We start from the raw sequence: 19,366 nt of genomic DNA, 5'->3' as shown, positions 1-19,366 counted from the left end.
GGCCCGCCCACCTCGCACCGAGGCGGGCGGGCCGCCGCCGTCGTCGTGCCGGGTCCCGGCGGCCCTCGGGCTCCAACATCTCCATCAGTAACCTTCCGGATTGTGGGTGCAGAACCCGGAGGCGCTCCTACACTGCCGTCATGGGCCAGACCGTGCTCTTCGGGATCGTCGCCTCGAGCGCCCTCGTCATCGGGGCGCTGGTAGGGGTGCGCTTCGAGCTGCCCAAGCGCGTGCTCGCCATCCTGCTGTCCTTCGCCGCCGGCGCCCTCATCACCGCGCTGGCCTTCGAGCTGTTCGAGGACGCCTACGAGCGCGGCGGCCTGCCGCTGGCCGTCGTCGGGCTGTTCGCCGGCGCCGTGGTCTTCACGGCCCTGAGCGCCCTCCTGGACCGCTGGGCGCAGCCGGGCCCCCGGGCCGAGGACGCCGAGAAGCAGGAGGGCAGCGCCAAGCTGGACACCGATGCCGCCGCGGACCGGAAGGCGCCGACGGCGGCCTCTGCGAGCGGCGGGGCCGGGCTCGCCCTGCTGGCCGCCGTCACCCTCGACGGCGTGCCCGAGAACGTGGCCCTGGGCGTCTCCCTCACCGAGGGGACGGGCGGGCTGGCGCTGCTCGCGGCCATCTTCGTGTCCAACCTGCCCGAGTCCCTGGTCGGCGCCGCCTCGATGCGCGAACAGGGCATGTCCCGGGGCAAGGCCGTGCTGCTCTGGACGGTCTGCGGCGTGCTCCTGGTGCTGGCCGTGCTGGTCGGCGCCGGCCCGCTGGCCGGCAGCGATCCCGAGACGATCTCCCTGCCGCTGGCCTTCGCCGCCGGCGCCGTGATCGCGTCCCTGGCCGACACCCTGATGCCGGAGGCGTACGAGCACGGCGGCCCGGCGGTGGCCCTGAGCACCGCGTCGGGCTTCGCGCTGTCCTTCGCCCTGTCCCTCGCCTGAGCACCCCGCTCGTGAGCGTTCTGCTCCTGAGTCCCCTGCACGGGAGCACCCCGTCCTGAGTGCTCTGCTCCTGATTGCCCTGCACGGGAGCACCTTGTCCTGAGCGCTTTGCTCCGGAGTGCCCTGCACGGAAGCCTCCGTCCCTGCGCCCCCTGCTCCGGAGCACCCCGTGCGGGTCCTCGAGGCCGCCCTGCCGCGCGTCCCATGGAACGCCCGGGCCCCGTCCGTGGCAGAGTCGAGGCGTGAACACCGACGAAAAACGCATCGCCCTGCTCATCGACGCCGACAACGCCCCGGCGGCCAAGATCGACGTGGTCCTCGCCGAGGTGGCCCGCCACGGCGCCGCGAACGTCCGGCGCGCCTACGGCAACTGGAAGAGCCCGCACCTGCAGCAGTGGGAGGCGGTGCTGCACGCGTACGCGATCCGCCCGATCCAGCAGTTCGCCTACAGCACCGGCAAGAACGCCTCGGACATGGCCATGGTGATCGACGCCATGGACCTCCTCTACGCCGGATCGGTCGACGGCTTCGCGATCGTCTCCAGCGACGCCGACTTCACACCGCTGGTCATGCGGATCCTCACGGACGGGCACAAGGTCTACGGCTTCGGCCAGCGGCAGACCCCGGAACCGTTCATCAACGCCTGCTCGCAGTTCACCTACGTGGAGAGCCTGGGGGAGCCCGCCGAGGAGAAGCCCGGGGAGGCGCCGGCGGCGGCCCCGCAGCAGGCTCTGCGCGGGGACGCGCGGCTGGTCCGGATGCTGCGCAGCGCGGTGGACGCCGCCAGCGGCGACGACGGCTGGGCGCACCTCGGCGCGGTCGGCCAGCAGATCGGCAACCAGGCCTCCTTCGACTCCCGCAACTACGGGTACCGCAAGCTCAGCGACCTCATCGAGGCCACCGGGCTCTTCGACGTCCGCCGGCAGAACCCGGGGGTCCAGGTGCGGGACAGCCGCCGCCGCTGACCCGCGACGGTGCACCCGTCTCGGCAACCCCGGTAGACCTCAAGACACCGTCTTCGAGTTAAAGCCACATGCGGTGTGCGGTCGACGCCACTGGCGTGTCCGCTTTGCTATGGTGATCGGCAAGTGGAGCCTCCAGGTTCCTTAGTGGCCGATCGCTGTTAGGTGTGAACCGCGTACCGGGCAGGATATGAGCCCGCCGAGTACGGCAAGTCGAGGAATCGTCATGTCGGAATGCTCGAAGGTCCATTACACCAGCCGTCGGACTGCTGTGGTTGCGATGAAGGCAATAGCCCGCCGTTACGCAAGTCGCGGCCTTGATGGCCCCAAGGGGGCGTATTTCTGCAGTTCGTGCCGGTGCTGGCATCTCACGTCCAAGGCTGGAGTACGGACTCCGTCATGGGAGAGGCCACGTGCTCGTCGCTGAAAGCGGCACGTCCGTGCCATTAGCTTCAGGAAGCGCACAATTCGCTAAGATACCCTGGCCGGTACGAAGGCGGGCCGGCCGCTAAGAAGGCAGCGCTTGTGCCGAAAGACGCAGGGGTGGGATAGCCGACGCGTAGGCTGAGGTAAGGCGAGCAACTCACCAACACGCACGAGATCGGGGCGAGTATCCCATGACCAAGGAGAAGTTGGATGGTCTCTGGTGGCTTCCAGAGAATCCTGACAAGCAAGTAGCGGGGACGCTGGTCGTATTCGGCAATGGTCGGCAGGAGTTGCGGCTGATCGGTAGTCTTCGCGACCCTTGGTCGGGCGCCGAGGTCACCCAACGGGATGACGGTTCAGCTGTCACTCAAATGACCAGAGGGTCCATCGAGCAGAACGGGTTGTATCCGCGTATTCACGGCGTGGTGGGAACAACGAACTACGATCTCGAGGACTGCTTTCAATTGGCTTCCACTATGAACCTCTTCGGGGGAGTGGGGGCCGAACGGATCCACGTCCATCAGAGTTTCTCGAACGTGCTGTTCGAGGTGGATGAAGAAGTGGCGTTCAGTCGTGCTCAGATTTCTCTGCTTGGTCTGGCGTATTGGGTGATGGAGACGGGGCTCGAGGAGTCAATGACCTTCAAAGAAGAGAAGGCAGGCAACATCACCGATATCGCTCACCAAATCAAGATCTCCCATGTCCCCGATGTCAAGTTCACCGGACCTGACGGTGAGAATCTTCGCTTCTCGCACACATACACGATGGGGGGTGACCGTCGGACTGAGCTTCGGTTCACCCAGGATTTCAAGTTTGTAGTGGAGCCCGACTCACTGCGCGCACCAGGAGAGTACATGAAGGTGAGCTCAGCGCTACAAGATCTCTTGACGATCGCGATCGGACGCCCGTCGGTCCTTCGAGAGGTCGTCTTCCGACATCCAGACACCAAGCGAGTTTTGGGAGAGAAGGAGTACTACCCCGCGATCGTCAATAGGGCGCAATGGGCCGTTCGTCCTGCTAAGCGGAAGAAGCCTCTCAGTCAGAACGACGTAATCTTCAACCTGGACGATTTCGGTGGTCCCGAGAAGGTGACCAAGTGGTTGGAGGTTGCCAGTGCGAACAGGTCAACTCTCTCGCGTGTGATGGCGACGAAGTACTCGGTAGATATGTTTGCAGGCGACTTGTTCTTCAGTTGCGCTGCCGCCCTCGAGGCCTACGACAGGACTATGTTCGCCGACGACATATATTACGTAGATCGCCTTAATACTACAGTCGCGTTTGTAGGGCATGTCCGTGGGCTCTGTAGTGATGTTGCCTGGCGCGGTGCTGGTGTTTACGGCGCCAGCGGGAACGGTCCAGGACGATCTGCGGCTCCGGTGGTGCGGCCCAGATCAGCAGGACGAGCAGGTGCCGGATCTCGGGCAGGCTCAGCGCGATCAGTTCACTACCGCCGGGGCGGCCCCCCTTTTTGCCGCTGCCCGGGCGCGGGTGACGGTGAGGAAGGCGTGGGCGAGCATCGCTAGGGTGATGTGCCGGTACCACCCGGTGTACTGGCGCACCTGGTACTGGTCGAGTCCGGTTTGGCCCTTGGCGGTCTGGAAGGTCTCCTCGATCGACCACCGGGTCCCGGCGATCCGGGCCAGCTCGGCCAGGCTCACCCGTCGGGGCCCGTAGCAGAGGTAGTAGGCGATCTCGGTGGGGTCGCTGAGTGAGCGGCGGGCCAGCAGCCAGTACTCACCGTCAGGGTCGAGCATGCCGTTGATCCTGGCACGGGCCCATCCATACCGTCGCTCTCCCTTGCTCCCGATTCCGGCCGTGCGTACCCGCCAGGCCTGGGCGGGTAGGGACGCAATGAGCTCTTTGGCTCGCACCTGGTGCCAGGCCAGAGGCCCGGCCTTGGGCACCACGGCCTGGGTGGAGGGTACGCCCAGCACGTAGTGCAGGCCGGTCTCCTCCACGGCCCGGCGGAAGGACCAGGCCTGGCCGTAGACGGCATCAGCGGTCACCCATCGGGCTGGTACGTGCCCGGCCACGGCGGCCTCGATCATGGTCGCGGCCAGTTCCGGCTTGGTGGCGAAGCGGCGTTCGTCCGGAATGCCGGCGGCCGCGCAACGGGGTCGGTCATCAGTCCAGGCCTTGGGCAGATACAGCTCCCGGTCCAGGAACGTGCGCCCGAGGGCGGTGGCGTAGGTGAGGAACACCCCGATCTGGCAGTTCTCGGTCCGTCCGGCCGTGCCCGAGTACTGGCGGGCGACCCCGGCCGAGCGAGTGCCCTTTTTGAGGAACCCGGTCTCGTCCACCACCAGCACCCCGTCCGGGTCCCCGAGGTAGGACAGCACGTAGGCCCGCAGGTCATCGCGCAGCGCATCCGGGTCCCAGTCCGTGGTCGAGAGCAGCCGTTGCATCGCATCCGGTGTCTTCTGGCCGGCTTGTTCGGAGATGGTCCAGGAGTTCTTCCGCTCCACGCCCGAGAGCAGCCCCTGCAGGTAAGCCATCGCATTAGCCCGCGGCTCCGCCCTCGCGAACCGCGCACCGATCAACCCCCCGACCTCATCCAGCCCCTGGGCCCACTCCGCCACATCGGCCACCACCACGTTGTCGCCCATCACACCATGATGAAACGGACAGCTATTCCCTCACAAGCGCGACTGTAGTATTAAGCGTTGCGCTCAACGCGTCGGTGCGCCTTTCACTTCTTTGGTGTGCGACGTGGACAGTTGGGCCACGTTGGTGAAGAAAAATCGAAACACCGTTGCGCACCACAATGCAGAGATTGCAGACGCTACGACGGCGCAGATCGTACTCGGACGGTCTGCGTTCTGGCTCTATGTCTTCTGCCTGTTGCGCGATGTGGATGCGCCGGAAGTGGTCTTCGAGAAGCTGTCCGATCAGCCATCTTTCGACCGCCTAACCAGCGACTTGGCCGGTGTGCTCGCGGCGCCGTAGGCGCCGTCTTGACTTGAACTAGCAACGTAACTCGTTGGGGTGCTTCATCCTCGTCACTGTGCCTGGGTGCACCCGGATGCTAAATTGTGTGGCTATAAGGGATCTGGTGCAGTTGTTCTCCCGGTCTGGCACGGCGTGCGTCTGCTGGCGACGTCGCGGGACTGTAGCGGTTCCTTTGGGTGTCTGCTCACTCTCTGGCGATAGTGCGAACCTTCGTGGTTCCTGACCTCCAGGGTGTGTCATGTTCGCTTTTCCTTCCTCCGCTGCGCCTACGCTTCCTCTTGCCGTTGATGCGGGGTGGCGTCTGTCTTTGTACCCCGATGCTGGGGAGGGCGGTGGCTGTTTCGTAGCATCCCAGCGGCCCGACCGTTCCTACGTTGCTCCAGGGTCTGCCGTTGATCCCGAGCGAGCCGCCCAAGAGGCGGCACGCCGTGCTCGGGCCAAACTGCGGCGTTACTGCGCGGCCAATCGGCTGAACCGTCTGGGCACTCTCACCTACGGCGAACCTCGGTGCACTGACCCCCGCCTGGTGCGGGCACATGCTGGGCTGTTCTTCCGGCAACTGCGCGACAGCCTCGGCGGCGATCCTCTGCCGTATGCCTGGGTGCCGGAATTGCACAAGGACGGGGTGCACTTCCACGTGCACTTCGCCGTGGGGCGCTACATCTCGCGGCACCTCATCAGCGAGGCGTGGGGCCGTGGGTTCGTGCACATCAAGCTGCTGGGGGATCTGCCGGTCGGTTCCGGCTCGCTCGGTGAGGCTCGTCTGGCGGCGCGGTATCTGTCCAAGTACGTCACCAAAACCTTCACCGACCCGGGCACCCGCGCGCTGGGTATGCACCGCTACGACCTCGGTCAGGGCTTCCAGCCGAAGGTGACTCGTCTGCACGGGGACAGCCCCGGGTCGGTCATTGAGCAGGCATCCGGGGTTCTTGGTGCGGAGCCGGCGGTGCGCTGGAACTCTGATCAGGTGTTGTCCTGGGATGGCCCGCCGGCCATCTGGGCGCAGTGGGACATCTGATCGTGGGCGCGATCGATCCGTCCGTGGTGGCGGCATGGGTCAGCTCCACCTGTGCAGCACAAGGAGTACCGGAGAAGATCACCGATCCGGCGGCATTGCACGAGCTCGGTGTGCTGTTGGGGGCGAGGGCGGAGCGGTTGCGCGCGCACGGCGCCCCGGCGCCGAGCACGCGACCGGCCGCCCTGTCCTCACTGCCGCCAGTCGGGCACGACCCGATCGTGGTCCAGTCCGTGCCTCCCGAGGTGTGTGGCGGGCAGGATCGTGACGGAGTTCAAGACGGCTTTGACGATGGCGACCTGCCGGGAGAGGTTGAGGGACTTCCAGACTTCCTGTAGCTGCTGGCCCTGGCCGATGTACTCGGTGACCGCGTCACGTCGATTGAGCCGGTCGAACCGGCTCCTGGCGTCTTTGAGCTTCGCCTCGATCCGGTTCCGGGCGGTGCGCCATTCCTCCTTGGAGATTTCTCCGTCGGCCCACATGGTCGCCAGGTCGTCCAGGCGGCGCTTCTGCGTGTCGATTGTGTCGGCCAGGGTGCGGAGTTGGTCGTGGTCGATGCCGTCTTCGGTGAGCGCTTGGTCCATGGCGGGGGAGTCCAGGCGCAATAGCACGGCTTCGGTGATGAACTGCTCGAGCATTTCGGCGTAGATGTACACGCCCCCGCACCCGCCGAAGTCGGGGCCGGTGCGGCAGCCGTAGCGTCGGGTGTCGTAGCGCGGTGCCGAGTGCATCCGATTGCCGCACTTGCCGCACACCAGCAAGCCGGACAGCAGGTATCGGCGTGCACTGCGGTTGGTGCGTCGGGCCGGGTCCAGCAAGAGCCGTCGGAGCCTCTCGCCCTGTTCAGGGGTGATGATGGGTTCCCACTGGGCGGGGCCGATGATCTGCCCCTGGTGGACGCGCATGCCCCACATGCGCGGGCTGGTCAGTTGTGTCCGGAGCGTGTTGGTACGCCATTCCTTGCCCGCCACCGTCTTCACACCGGTCTCCTGCAACCAGCTCGCCAGCGACGTCAGGGTTTCCCCAGCCAGGGCGCGTGCGGCAAGCTCGGCGATGATAGGGGCCTCGGTGGGGTGGTGGCTCACCCGGTCGTCCTGGAAGCCGAACGGGCGCGGCCCGCCCATCGCGGGGCGTCCGGACTGGGCGATCTCCAATGCCTTGCGGGCGCCTCGGCGTCGCTTGGAGTCCGATTCGTTAGCGGCGACTGCGGCCAGCAGGCGGGCCATCAGCAGCCCGTCCCCGTGGACGAGGTCCACGTCTCCGGAGAGCGTGACCACGTCGCGGACCCCGGCGGCGGTGCAGGTGTCCACGAACCGTTCTAGCTCCACCGGGCGTCGGTGCAGCCGGTCCATGTGCCACACGATCACCCCGTCGCGGCGCCCTTCGGCGATGTCGGTGAGCATGCGTTCGTACTGCGGTCGTTTCTTGCCCGAGTAGGCCGAGATGTCGTCGTCGACGTACTCGTCTGCGACCTGCCAGCCGCGTCGTTGGGCCTCGGCGCGGCAGTCCTCCAGCTGGCGTGTCACTCCCAGTTCCTCGCCGGTGCGGTCCTGAGAGATGCGGGCGTAGATCGCCACCGCCGTCCTTGTCGTCATGGGGGCAGATTAGCCAATAGTCGGCAACCCGAGGTGGGTTCACTGTCATCACGCCGACCACCGTCGAGTCCCCACTGGACTCGCATCTCCCCATGCGGATTGTTGGGGATTTGCGAGTCCTGTGGGGACTCGGCGTCCAGGGGAGCGTTGGGGTGGGGGCTCGGCGTTCCCCGCGGCACCGGCGTGAGGACTCGGCGCAGGGAGGCGCTGGGGCGTGAGCGAGGGTCAGCGGGAGAGGGCCGGCGGGGCGTTGAGGTCGCGGGCGCTGAAGGTGTCGCAGGCGTCGAGGTCGCCGGTGCGGTAGCCCGCGTAGAACCACAGCTGCCGCTGGGCCGAGGCGCCGTGGGTGAAGTTCTCGGGGCTGACCCGGCCCTGGGTGGTCTCCTGGATGCGGTCGTCGCCGATGGCGGAGGCTGCGTCCAGGGCCTGGTCGAGCTCCTGCTGGGAGATGTCGCCCAGGTCCACGGCCCCGGAGGAGTCCCCGGCGGCGCCGCCCGCCCACAGCCCGGCCAGGCAGTCGGCCTGCAGCTCGACGCGCACGGCCCCGGACTCCGGGCCCTGCGGATCCTGCTGGGCGTAGCCGAGCGTGCCGATCTGGTTCTGGATGTGGTGGCCGAACTCGTGGGCGAGCACGTACTCCTCGGCCAGCGGGCCGCCCTCGGCGCCGAACTGGGTCTGCAGCTCGTCGAAGAACGCGATGTCCAGATAGGCGGTCTCGTCGGCGGGGCAGTAGAACGGGCCCACGGCCGAGGTCGCGGCACCGCAACCGGTGTTGGTGTGCCCCTCGAACAGCTGCACGCCGGGCATCACGTACTGCTCACCCGTGGCCTGCGGCAGGTAGTCCGTCCAGAACTGGTCGAGGCTCTGTGCGGTGGCGATCATCCGGCAGTCGGTGTACTGGTTCGCGTCCGCACCCGTCCGGCAGCGCTCCGCCCGCTCCTGCTCCACGGCCGTCTGCGAGCCGGTGTCCTGCCCGCCCCCGCCGGTGATGGCGTCGATGCCGTCCTGGCCGAAGAGCAGGCCCACGACCAGCAGCAGCAGGCCGCCGCCGAGCCCGCCGCCCACGGCGATCCCGCGTCCGCGCCCGCCGCCGCTGCCGACGCGCGAGGCGTCCAGCTGAGAACTGTCGTCGAAGCTCATGGCTGAAGTGTAAGCCGTCTGATCATGGTCGCGGCGCTGCGTTCAGTCGAAGCCGCGGGCGGCGAGGGCCTGGCCGGTCCGCTCGGCGTAGGCGACCGTGGCGATCACCGCCGGGGTGACCAGCCGCACGGGATTGGGACGCAGGCCACGGGCCCGCACGGCGTCCCGGAGCTCGCCCACGGCCCCCACGATGAAGGGGATCGAGCGCAGCATCAGGGAGATCGCCAGGCCGATGCGCTCGGGATCCGCCCGGACCAGCCGCACCGGCGAGCACAGCCACACCACGCCGTCGAGCAGCTCCGGCAGGGGCGTGGTGTGCATCAGCACCCGGGTGACCACGAGGAAGACGACGATGGTCAGCACCACGTCCGCGGCCTGGGCCGCCCCGGCGGTGAGCACGTGGTAGACGGCCAGGAGGACCAGCACGGGCAGGGCCGGCGCGAGCCCGCGCCACCACTCCCGGGCGCCGATGCCTGCGGCGGAGCCCGCGACCAGCAGGACCACGGTCAGCGCGGTCGGCACCGGCCACGAGGGGGACAGCACCACGGCCAGGGTGACGGCGACGATGCTGAGGCCTTTCGCCCACAGCGGGGCGCGATGCAGGAGGGTCGTGCCGGGGGAGTAGCTGCCGAAGAGGTCCGGCCCCCGGCTCACGGGCGGAGCTCCTGCGGGAAGCCGTGGGCGCACCACTGCTCGTAGGCCGGCAGGACAGCCTCGGGCGGACCGTCCGCGACGAGGCCCCCCTCGTGCAGGACCAGTACGCGGGGTGCGGTCGCGGCCAGGCCGAGGTCGTGCGTGGCGATGACCAGCTGGTGCGGGAGGCCGTCGAGCAGCCGGATGAGCCGTCCCCGGTTGCGCAGGTCGAGCAGGGTCGTGGGCTCGTCGAGCACGAGCACCGCGGGCTCGACGGCCAGGACCGCCGCGAACGCCGCCAGCTGGCGCTCCCCGCCGGAGAGGTCGTAGATGCTGTGCTCGGCGCGGTGGCCGATGCCCACGCGCTCGAGCAGCTCGAGCGCGGCGCTCCGTCGTCGTCCCCGGGGCACGCCGGCCCCGCGCAGGGACAGCTCGACGTCCTCGACCGGGGTCGGCATCACCAGCTGGGAGAGGGGATCGGTGAACACGAAGCCCACCTGCCGCCGGGCCGCGCGCACGTCCCGGGCCACGTCCGTGCCGTGCACGGTGACCGTGCCCGACGACGGGCGGGCCAGGCCGTTGAACAGCCGCAGGAGCGTGGACTTGCCGGACCCGTTGAGCCCGACCACGGCCACCCGCTGCTCGTCCAGGCGCACGTCCAGGTCCTTGAGCAGGGTCAGCTCACCGGCGGTGGTGGGTGCCGTGACGGTGACGCGGGAGCACACGAGGGGCGCAGCCCCGGGGGTACCGGGCACGGGTCAGCGCGTGCCCGCGATCCGGGGGAACGCCTTGTGCACGCCCACGGCGATGACCGCGGCGAGCACCACCTTGACGAGGTCGCCGGGCCAGAACACGAGGTCGGCGAGGAACGCGTCCTGGAAGGGCAGGCGCGCGTTGGCCACCAGGCCGAGGATCCCGCCGATCCGGATCACCACGAAACCGGCCAGGGCCGCGGCCACGAGCCGCAGGGTGTAGGCGCCGGTGCGCTCGTAGCGGGCGTTGGTGGCGCCGCCGTCGTTGGCGCGGCGGGACGGGATCAGCCACTGGGCCACGTAGCCGGCCGCGGCCGCGGCGAAGGGGAAGGCCAGGATGTAGCCCGCCGAGGGGCCGGCGAGCACGCCGAGCCCGCCGCGGAAGCCGGCGAAGACCGGGACGCCGATGAGGCCGACCAGGACGTAGAGCGCCACCGCGAGGAGCCCACGGGTCCCGCCCAGGACCAGCCCGGTCAGGAACACGGCGAGGGTCTGCAGGGTCAGGGGCACCCCGGCCGAGCCGAGGGGGATCCCGGGGAGCACGGACAGGGCGGCGGTGAGCGCCGCGAACACGGCGATGTTCGCGAGGTCCTCGGCGGTGATGGCGCGGCGGCGTTCGACGTTGGTCATGGCTCCCAGACTAGGGCTTGCGGGCACCGGCGGCGGAACCGGTGCCCTTTCCGTCGGCGGGCCGGTCGCCGTCGTCGTCCTGCCGGGCGGCGTCGCGCTCCGTGGACCCGAAGCGGCCGCCCAGGGTCTGCTGGTAGCGCATCCGCTGGTACCGCCAGCGCTCGGCCATCGTGGCCTTGGACTCGACGCGGTCCGCGGGGTTCACGGGGTCCGGTCCGAGCACCGGGTCGTCGCCGACCTGGTAGCGGCTGGACCAGACCTGGATGACGGCCCAGGCGACGGCGGTGTACGGCACGGCCAGGATGGCGCCGAAGATGCCGCCGACCAGGGTGCCGACGGTCAGGGCGAGCAGCACCATGAGCGCGTGCAGGCTGAGGGTGCGGCCCATGACCACGGGCTGGAGGATGTTGCCCTCGATCTGGTTCACCACGATGATCCAGCCGACCACGGCCAGGGCGATGACCGGGCCGTTGGTCACGAGTGCGACGAGGGCCGCGATGATTCCCGCGACGGTCGCCCCGACCACGGGGATGAAAGCAGTGACGAACACGAGCACCGCCAGCGGCACGGCCAGCGGCACACCGAAGACCAGCAGGAACGCGCCGATGAGCACGGCGTCCACGAGGGCGACGAAGGCGGTGCCGCGGACGTAGCCGCCGAGGACCTGGGCGCCGCGGTCCACGGACTCGGCCAGCTTGGCCCGGCGCTCGCCGCGGAACCAGCGCAGCGCGAAGTTCCACATCTTCTCCCCGTCCTTGAGGAAGAAGAAGAGGATGACGATCATCAGGACGAGCCCGGTGACGAACGAGGCCGCTGCGGAGAGCCCGCTCAGGGCACTGCCGGCGAAGCTGCCGCTGGTGACGAAGTCGGTGGCCCGGCGCACGGCGGAGTCGATGCTGGCCGTGTCCAGGGGAAGCGGTGTGGACTCCAGGAGCCGGCGCAGCTCGTTCCAGCCCTCCGAGGCCTGCGAGGTCAGGGTGTCCCACTGGTTGCGCACCGTGAGCACGATGCCCGTGATCACGCCGCCGAGCAGCAGGAGGATGCCGAGGAACGCCGTGAGGGTCGCCAGCAGGTTCGACCAGCCCTTGCGCTCGAGCCACTTCACGACCGGCCCCACCGCGGAGGCGAGGATCAAGGCGACCATGGCGGCGATGACCACGACCTTGATCCGCAGCAGGATCCAGACGAGTCCGACCACCACGGCGGCCACGAGCAGCGTCTGGGCTGCGCGGGAACCGGCCCGGCCCAACGAGTCCGCCCACGGCCCGACCGCCGGGGCCAGCGCCTGGGTGGTCTCCTCGAAGCCGGCCGGCTCGACCCCGGGGCCCGTGGCGGGGACCGTGCTGGTGCCGGGGTCGAGCTTGCCGCCGAGGACGCTCTCGGCGTGCAGCGGAGCGGCCGACGAGCCTCCGCCGGAGTGCTGAGGAGGATGTTCCGGTCGGGACGACGTGGCCATGCAGGGCTCCTCGGGGAAGGTGGCGGTCGGGGGTGCGGTCGTGCGACGACGACGGCGCTCGCCCCAACCCTAAGGCGGCTGTCGGAAGGGTGTCCACCGGACGGCGGCGCCCGGAGCCGCATCGGGGCCGGTCAGGAGCGGCCGTCCACCTCGAACACGGCGGTCAGGACGTGCCGGCGGCGGGCCGCGACGTCGTGCATCAGCGCCGGGGCGTCGTCGAAGCCCACCACGTCGCTGATGAGGTGCTCCCGGACCTCCCCGGCGTGGGCGTCCAGGAGCCGGATCGTCTCCGCGGAGAGCCGGGCGCGGTCCCAGGTGTGGGCCAGCCCGCGCGGCACCCGCCCGATCTGCGCGCAGCGCAGGCTCAGCCCGTTGTGGTGGAACTCCTCGCCCAGCCGCACCGCGTCCGCGCCCTCGGTGTAGAAGGCCAGGTCGATCACGCTGCCCTGGGGCCGGACCGCCCGCAGCGCGGCGTGCAGGGCCCCGGGCTTGCCGCGGCACTGGAACACCACGTCTGCCCCGTGCTCGCCCGGGCCGTGGCGCCAGCGGGTCTTGAGCACCCGCCCCGGATCGTCGTCGAGGTCCAGGGGGAGGAAGCCCAGGCGTTCGGCGACCGCCCGCCGGCGCGGGTCGGAGTCGGCCACGGCCACCTCCCGGGCCCCGAGCGCGCGGGCGAACAGCCCGGTGACCAGGCCCACGGGGCCGGCCCCGGTGACGAGGACGAGCCGTCCGGCCACCCCGTCGCCCAGCCCGCGCACCGGCCCGGCGTCGGCGGCCGCGTGCAGCAGTCCGTTGGCGCAGATGGGGCCGAAGTGGGCCACGAAGACCCCCAGCAGCGGGTCGAGCGCGGCGGGCAGCGGCACGAGGTGCTCGCTCAGGGGATCGGCCACGTGGGCGGTCGCGTGGCCGTAGGCGGTGGCGAGGACGTCGCCGGCCCGGAAGGCGGGGGTGCGGGACTCCGCCACCCGGGCGACCTCCATGTAGCCCAGCCGGCGCACGGGATAGCCCTGCTCGGGGACGCCGGAGCGGAACAGGCCCAGCTCGGTGTCGTGCCGGGAGTGCAGCCCGGGGTGGTCCCCCTTGACGAAGGCCAGCTCCGTGCCCGCCGACAGGCCGGTGACCAGGGTCTCCAGGAGCAGCCCGCCCTCCGGCACCCCCGGCAGCTCCTCCTCGGCGATCTCGATCCGGCCGCGGGCGGGGACCACGAGGTTGCGCCGGACGCTCATCCGCGGTCCTCCAGGGCGACCGCCCGGCCCGTCCGGGCCGACTGCGCGATGGCGCAGGCGAGCCGGTGGGTGCGCAGCGCCTCGCCGTAGGGCGCCCGCGTGGCCTCCCGCTCGCCGCGCACCGCCTCCAGGAACTCGCGGTCCACCGCGATCCTCGGGTCCTCGGCCGGTGCGTGCTCGGTGCGCTCCGCGGGCCAGAAGGCCGTCAGCCCCTCCTCGGCGAGCTCGAGGACCAGGCCGCGGCTGACCGTGTGCAGCGCGGCGCGGTGCTTGACGGCCAGCGCGGAGGTCGCCGCGAGGGTCGCCACGGCCCCGGAGCGGAAGCGCACGGTGGCGGCGGTCGCGTCGTCCACGTCGCCGTCCTCCGGAGCGGTGCCGTCCGGGGTGCCGCGGACCCCGGCGGCGTAGACCTCGACGGCCTCGCCCAGCAGGAACCGGGCCGTGTCCAGCACGTGCGTCAGCTGCTCGACGACCTGCCCGCCCGACCGGTCCGTCCGGGCCCACCACGGCACCGGCGGGCGCTTGTCCAGCCAGTAGCCGTTGGCCAGCAGCGGCGGGGCGTCCGCGAGCAGGTCCCGGGCCAGCACGGCGGTGTCCAGGCAGCGCCAGTGGTAGCCGGTGCCCGTGACGACCCCGGTCTCCTCGACCAGCCGGCCGATGCCCTCGGCGACGTCCAGGCCCAGCCCCACGGGCTTCTCCACGAACAGCGCCTTGCCGCGCTCGAGCGCGGCGTGCTCGGCCGGCCCGTGGGCGAACGGGGGCACGCAGACGTAGACGGCGTCGGCCTCCACCGCGTCGAGGGCCTGCTCCGGGTCGGTGAAGCACGGGACGTCGAGCTCGGCGGCGAGGGCCTCGGCGGCGGGCCGGTGCGCGTCGGTCACGCTGACCACGCGGGCGCCGCCCAGCCGGTGCAGCACGTCGACGTGGCGCCGGGCCACGGAGCCGGCCCCCACGAGGGCGATCCTGAGCGTCATGCGGGGTTCTCCTCCAGCAGCCGGTGGTACAGGTCCAGGTAGCTCCGGGCCATGCCCGCCGGCGTCCACTGCTCGGCGGCCTCCCGGCAGGCCTGCGGGTCCAGGCGGTCCAGCTCGTGCAGGTGCCGGACCAGCTCGTCCTCCTCCGCGGCCAGGAAGCCGGTCCGCCCGTGCTCGACGAGCGAGGGCAGCACCCCGCGCGGCGTCCCGACGACGGGCACGCCTCGGGCCAGCGCCTCGACGACGCCGGTGGCGCCCGGCTCGGCCCAGCGGATGGGGCACAGCAGGGCCCGGGACGAGCGCAGCAGCCGTTCCTTGCGCTCGCCGGCCACACCGCCCACCCAGGTCACCGCCGCGCCGTCGACCAGGGGCCGAACCTCGTCCAGCCAGTACCGGACGTCCGGGTGGCCGCGCAGCGCCTCGTCGCCGTCGGCGAGCCGGCGCTCCAGCTCCTGCGGGTCGTCGATCCCGGCGACGGGGCCGGCCAGGACGAGGGGCACCCCCGCCCGGCGGCAGACCCGGGCCGCCACGTCCTGCGCCTTGTCGGCGGTGATCCGCGCCAGGACCAGCACGTGCTCGCCCGGGGACGCCTGCACCTCGAGCGGCGGCGGCGCCGCCAGCGGGACCACGCCCATCGTCTGCCGGCGCAGAGCGGCGGGGGCCCGCTCGAGCTGGGAGGCGGAGACCGCGGCGAAGCGCACGCGCCCGCGGCCGTCGAAGGCGGAGTAGAACTCCGGGTGCTTGCGCAGGTCCCAGTGCAGGGTCTGCAGGGTCGGCGGGGCGGCCGTCCCCATGGCGCCGAGCACGGACGGGCCCACGACCTCCAGGTGGTCGTGCACCACGTCCCAGCGGTCCCGGTCCCGCAGGGCGTCCACGAGGCCCTGCATGTGGGCGTGGGCGATGCCCGAGACCCGGTTGTAGGGCATCGCGATGGAGCGGAACGCCGGCTCCGGCAGGGGCCGCAGGTGCTCGTCCGCCTCGAGGGTGCTGGGCCCGACGGTGGCCAGCGTGACGTGCGCCCCCGCCCGCCGCAGCTCCGGCACCAGGGTGGCGACCACCGTCTCGATCCCGCCGTAGCCGGACGGCGGCACGGGCAGCCAGGGGCCCGCGTTCACGAGCACCCGCAGCCCGCTCATGCGACGCGGACCGGCTGCGCCCGGTACTCGGGCACCTCCGTCATCGGCGGGCGCTCGCGGACGATGATCTCGTGGGTCTCGGCCAGGAAGCGTTCCCCCTGCCGCAGGAACTGGGTGAGGTGCCCGCTCTCCCCCGCGACCGGCGCCTCGCAGCGCAGCCGCGCCTGGACCGTGAGCTGGATCTGGGCGGCCATCCGGGCCAGGGCCGCGTCCGGGGAGTTGCGGTGCGAGCGCACGCCGAGGTCCACCTGGGCCATGGCGTCCAGGCCCACGGCCTCCAGGACGTCGATGAGCATCGCGATCTCCACCCCGTACCCGGAGACGAAGGGCACCCGTTCCAGCAGCTCCCGGCGCCCGGCGTACTCCCCGGCCAGCGGCTGGACGAGGCCCGCCAACTGCGGCCAGAACAGGTTGAGCAGCGGCCGGGCCACGAGCTCCGTGACCCGTCCGCCGCCGGCGGGCAGGACGGTGGTGCCGTCCTGCAGCGGGCGGTCGTAGCAGCTCTTCACGAACTGCACCCCGGGCTCGGTCAGCAGCGGGCCCAGCAACCCCACGGCGAACTGCGGGTCGAACTCCCGCAGATCCGCGTCGACGAACGCGAGCACGTCCCCGGTGGTCACGGCCAGGGACTTCCACAGCGCCTCGCCCTTGCCGGGGACGTTGCCGTGGGCGGGCAGGATCTCGTCCTGCCGGTGGACCCTGGCACCGGCCGCCGCGGCGACCGCCCCGGTGCCGTCCGTCGAGTCCGAGTCGATGACGACCAGCTCGTCGATCAGCGCCACGTCCTCCATGAGCTCGCGCCGCAGCGCGGCGACGATCCGGCCCACGGTCTCGGCCTCGTTGCGGGCCGGCAGCACCACGCTGACCGTGGTCCCGCGCTTGCGGCGGCACAGCTGCTCCGCGGACCACTGCCTGCCGTGGTAGCTGCGGGCGGCGAACCACTCCTGGACGTCCTGTCGCATGCTGCTCGCTTCCGAGGATGAGGAATACTGGAAGGTGACTGATCAGTTGCCGTCGGACACTACCGAGCGACGGGCCCGGGGAGAAGAGGCCGCGAGGAGTCGGTCGAATGTGTCGCGGCCACTGGGCCGGCGGCCGCGACGTCGAGGAGAGGCAGGGATGGACCAGCAGGGAAGCTCCCGGACACCGGCGCGCCGCCGCCTGGTGCTGTGGCGCCACGGGCGCACCGCGTGGAACGTCGAGAACCGCGCCCAGGGGCAGGCCGACATCCCGCTCGACCCCGTCGGGCGCGGGCAGGCCCGCGCCGCCGCCCCGACGCTGGCCTCCTTCGAGCCGGCGTTCGTGTGGTCGAGCGATCTGCAGCGGGCCCGGCACACCGCCCGGGAGCTCGCGTCCCTGACCGGGCTCGAGGTGCGGCTGGACGCCCGGCTGCGCGAGTACGACGTGGGCATCCGCCAGGGCACCACCTTCGCCGAGTTCCGCGAGAGCCACCCCGAGGTCTACGCCCGGTTCTTCTCCCAGGAGGACTACCGGGTGCCCGGCGCCGAGCTGCCCTCCGAGGTCGACGAGCGGATGTCCGCCGTGCTCACCGACGCCGTCGCGGCGCTCGACGAGGGCCGCACCGGCGTGCTCGTCGGCCACGGCGCGGCCCTGCGCAGCGGACTGGCGGCCTTCCTCGGGGTCCCGCCCCGGCTGCGGGACATGTTCGCAGGGATGGCCAACTGCGCGTGGACCGTGCTGCAGGAGCACCCGCACCGCGGCTGGCAGGTCGCCGACTACAACGCCCGCACCCTCCCGGGCGTCTCCTCGGCGCTCGCGGACGAGATGCCGGTCCACCACGTGAGCAAGAACGCGGAACCGGCCGGCTGATCGGGGTGCCGCCGCGGAACGCGGACCGGTAGGATGGACAGGTTGCCCGGTCAGGGCGCCCACCCCTCTCCGCACTCCCTTCCGAAAGGCCTCCTCCGTGATCACTGTCCAGAACCTCGAACTGCGTGCCGGTGCGCGGCTGCTCATGGACGAGGTCAACTTCCGCGTGGACAGGGGGGACAAGATCGGCCTCGTCGGCCGCAACGGCGCCGGGAAGACGACGATGACCAAGGTCCTCGCGGGGGAGACCCTGCCCGCGGCGGGGACGGTCACGCGCACCGGGGCCATCGGCTACCTCCCGCAGGACCCGAAGGTCGAGGACATGGACCAGCTGGCCCGTGACCGCATCCTCTCGGCCCGCAACCTCGCGGGCGTCGTCGCCCGCCTGCGCCAGGCCGAGCAGGACATGGCCTCCGAGGACGAGGCCGTGCGCAACAAGGCCATGCGCGGCTACGACCGGCTCGAGTCGGAGTTCCTCGCAGGCGGCGGCTACGCCGCGGAGTCCGAGGCCGCGACGATCACGTCCAACCTGGACCTGCCCGAGCGCATCCTCGGCCAGCCGCTGCGCACGCTCTCCGGCGGTCAGCGCCGCCGCGTGGAGCTGGCGCGCATCCTGTTCTCGGACGCCGACATCATGCTCCTCGACGAGCCCACCAACCACCTGGACGCCGACTCCGTGGTGTGGCTGCGGGACTTCCTGAAGAACTTCGCGGGCGGTCTGCTGGTGATCAGCCACGACGTGGAGCTGATGGAGATGGTGGTCAACAAGGTCCTGTACCTGGACGCCAACCGCTGCGTCATCGACCTGTACAACATGGGCTGGAAGAACTACCTGCTCCAGCGCGAGCAGGACGCCCACCGCCGCAAGCGCGAGTACGCCAACGCGGAGAAGAAGGCCACCGCCCTGATGGACCAGGCCAACAAGATGCGCGCCAAGGCCAGCAAGGCCGTGGCCGCCCAGCAGATGATCAAGCGCGCCGAGCGGCTCATGAACGGGCTCGAGGGCGAGCGGCAGGCGGACAAGGTCGCCAACATCCGCTTCCCGAAGCCCGCGGACTGCGGCAAGACCCCGCTGACCGCCCGGGACCTGTCCAAGTCCTACGGCTCGCTCGAGATCTTCAACGACGTGGACCTGGCCATCGACCGCGGCTCCCGGGTGGTCATCCTCGGGTTCAACGGCGCCGGCAAGACCACGCTGCTGCGGATGCTCGCGGGCGAGGCCCAGCCGGACACCGGCGAGGTCGTCCCCGGGCACGGGCTCAAGCTCGGCTACTTCGCCCAGGAGCACGACACCCTGGACCCGGACCGGACGGTGCTGGAGAACATGCGCTCCGCGGCCCCCGACCTCGCCGACACGGAGGTGCGCAACGTCCTGGGCTCCTTCCTGTTCCAGGGCGACGACGTCTCCAAGCCCGCCGGGGTGCTCTCCGGCGGGGAGAAGACCCGCCTGGCGCTGGCGACCCTCGTGGCCTCCTCCGCCAACGTGCTGCTGCTCGACGAGCCGACCAACAACCTGGACCCGGCCTCCCGCCGGGAGATCCTCAACGCGCTGCGCACCTACGAGGGCGCGGTCGTGCTCGTCTCCCACGACGAGGGCGCGGTCGAGGCGCTGGACCCCGAGCGCGTGGTGATCCTGCCTGACGGCACCGAGGACCTGTGGAGCCAGGAGTACCAGGACCTCATCTCCCTGGCCTGAGCCGGGCGGCGCCA

The 19,366-nt window shown here is 70.8% G+C and carries 18 protein-coding genes; 7 read left to right on the top strand and 11 right to left on the bottom strand.

Going from position 1 to position 19,366, the window contains the following annotated elements:
- The first annotated feature begins 140 nt into the window (after positions 1–140).
- From AVL61_RS14600 to AVL61_RS18045, 3 genes are all read left to right on the top strand, one after another.
- Positions 141–932 carry a ZIP family metal transporter gene (locus tag AVL61_RS14600; protein ID WP_058875045.1) on the top strand — a complete coding sequence of 264 codons (792 nt, stop codon included), beginning with the start codon at positions 141–143 and terminating at the stop codon, positions 930–932.
- Between the two features lie 242 nt (positions 933–1,174).
- Complete coding sequence (locus tag AVL61_RS14595; protein WP_017834300.1) at positions 1,175–1,897, top strand: NYN domain-containing protein; 723 nt, start codon at positions 1,175–1,177, stop codon at positions 1,895–1,897.
- A gap of 614 nt (positions 1,898–2,511) precedes the next feature.
- Positions 2,512–3,843, top strand: coding sequence for an ApeA N-terminal domain 1-containing protein (locus AVL61_RS18045; protein WP_157571452.1), 1,332 nt, complete (start codon positions 2,512–2,514; stop codon positions 3,841–3,843).
- On the opposite strand, the gene AVL61_RS14590 is transcribed toward AVL61_RS18045, so the two are convergent.
- The gene (locus AVL61_RS14590) at positions 3,757–4,911 is read right to left on the bottom strand and encodes an IS701 family transposase (RefSeq protein WP_058875059.1); all 1,155 of its coding nucleotides are present in this window, start codon (positions 4,909–4,911) and stop codon (positions 3,757–3,759) included. The genes AVL61_RS18045 and AVL61_RS14590 overlap by 87 nt on opposite strands.
- A 118-nt stretch (positions 4,912–5,029) precedes the next feature.
- On the opposite strand from AVL61_RS14590, the gene AVL61_RS18040 reads away from it, so the two are divergent.
- On the top strand, positions 5,030–5,266 hold the full coding sequence (locus tag AVL61_RS18040) for a hypothetical protein (protein ID WP_157571451.1): 237 nt from the start codon (positions 5,030–5,032) through the stop codon (positions 5,264–5,266).
- A 241-nt stretch (positions 5,267–5,507) separates the two neighbouring features.
- A complete protein-coding gene (locus AVL61_RS18785; RefSeq protein ID WP_082697190.1) occupies positions 5,508–6,287 on the top strand; it encodes a rolling circle replication-associated protein in 780 nt (259 codons plus the stop codon).
- 188 nt (positions 6,288–6,475) lie between these two features.
- Here AVL61_RS18785 and AVL61_RS14580 read toward each other — a convergent pair whose 3' ends face one another.
- From AVL61_RS14580 to AVL61_RS14535, 10 genes are all read right to left on the bottom strand, one after another.
- Complete coding sequence (locus AVL61_RS14580) at positions 6,476–7,861, bottom strand: recombinase family protein (protein ID WP_058875043.1); 1,386 nt, start codon at positions 7,859–7,861, stop codon at positions 6,476–6,478.
- A 243-nt stretch (positions 7,862–8,104) separates the two neighbouring features.
- Positions 8,105–9,019 carry a KPN_02809 family neutral zinc metallopeptidase gene (ypfJ, locus tag AVL61_RS14575; protein WP_058875042.1) on the bottom strand — a complete coding sequence of 305 codons (915 nt, stop codon included), beginning with the start codon at positions 9,017–9,019 and terminating at the stop codon, positions 8,105–8,107.
- A gap of 42 nt (positions 9,020–9,061) precedes the next feature.
- Positions 9,062–9,673 (bottom strand): energy-coupling factor transporter transmembrane component T family protein, encoded by a 612-nt coding sequence (locus AVL61_RS14570; protein WP_058875041.1) that lies wholly within the window; start codon positions 9,671–9,673, stop codon positions 9,062–9,064.
- Positions 9,670–10,407: an energy-coupling factor ABC transporter ATP-binding protein gene (locus AVL61_RS14565; RefSeq protein WP_058875040.1), complete on the bottom strand. Its 738-nt coding sequence runs from the start codon at positions 10,405–10,407 to the stop codon at positions 9,670–9,672. The genes AVL61_RS14570 and AVL61_RS14565 overlap by 4 nt, the downstream gene beginning before the upstream one ends.
- A 3-nt stretch (positions 10,408–10,410) precedes the next feature.
- Complete coding sequence (locus tag AVL61_RS14560) at positions 10,411–11,034, bottom strand: biotin transporter BioY (RefSeq protein WP_058875039.1); 624 nt, start codon at positions 11,032–11,034, stop codon at positions 10,411–10,413.
- Positions 11,035–11,044: 10 nt separating this feature from the next.
- A complete protein-coding gene (locus AVL61_RS14555) occupies positions 11,045–12,490 on the bottom strand; it encodes an AI-2E family transporter (RefSeq protein WP_082697188.1) in 1,446 nt (481 codons plus the stop codon).
- Between the two features lie 131 nt (positions 12,491–12,621).
- Positions 12,622–13,716, bottom strand: a complete 1,095-nt coding sequence (locus AVL61_RS14550) for a zinc-dependent alcohol dehydrogenase (RefSeq protein WP_058875038.1) — start codon at positions 13,714–13,716, stop codon at positions 12,622–12,624.
- Entirely contained in the window at positions 13,713–14,690 is a 978-nt protein-coding gene (locus AVL61_RS14545; RefSeq protein WP_058875037.1) for a Gfo/Idh/MocA family protein, read from the bottom strand. The genes AVL61_RS14550 and AVL61_RS14545 overlap by 4 nt, the downstream gene beginning before the upstream one ends.
- Positions 14,687–15,826 (bottom strand): glycosyltransferase, encoded by a 1,140-nt coding sequence (locus AVL61_RS14540; protein ID WP_058875036.1) that lies wholly within the window; start codon positions 15,824–15,826, stop codon positions 14,687–14,689. The genes AVL61_RS14545 and AVL61_RS14540 overlap by 4 nt, the downstream gene beginning before the upstream one ends.
- Complete coding sequence (locus AVL61_RS14535) at positions 15,823–16,788, bottom strand: glucosyl-3-phosphoglycerate synthase (protein WP_058875035.1); 966 nt, start codon at positions 16,786–16,788, stop codon at positions 15,823–15,825. The genes AVL61_RS14540 and AVL61_RS14535 overlap by 4 nt, the downstream gene beginning before the upstream one ends.
- A 157-nt stretch (positions 16,789–16,945) precedes the next feature.
- Between AVL61_RS14535 and AVL61_RS14530 the strand changes: the two genes are divergently transcribed.
- Together AVL61_RS14530 and abc-f are read left to right on the top strand one after the other, a co-directional pair.
- On the top strand, positions 16,946–17,656 hold the full coding sequence (locus tag AVL61_RS14530) for a histidine phosphatase family protein (protein ID WP_058875034.1): 711 nt from the start codon (positions 16,946–16,948) through the stop codon (positions 17,654–17,656).
- A gap of 97 nt (positions 17,657–17,753) precedes the next feature.
- On the top strand, positions 17,754–19,352 hold the full coding sequence (abc-f, locus tag AVL61_RS14525; RefSeq protein WP_058875033.1) for a ribosomal protection-like ABC-F family protein: 1,599 nt from the start codon (positions 17,754–17,756) through the stop codon (positions 19,350–19,352).
- Positions 19,353–19,366 lie beyond the last annotated feature (14 nt).

It is taken from the genome of Kocuria rosea subsp. polaris (genome assembly GCF_001483755.1).
GTDB lineage: Bacteria > Actinomycetota > Actinomycetes > Actinomycetales > Micrococcaceae > Kocuria > Kocuria cellulosilytica.
The sequence above is the reverse complement of the archived record's forward strand: the minus strand, read 5'-3'. Positions and strand labels throughout refer to the sequence as shown.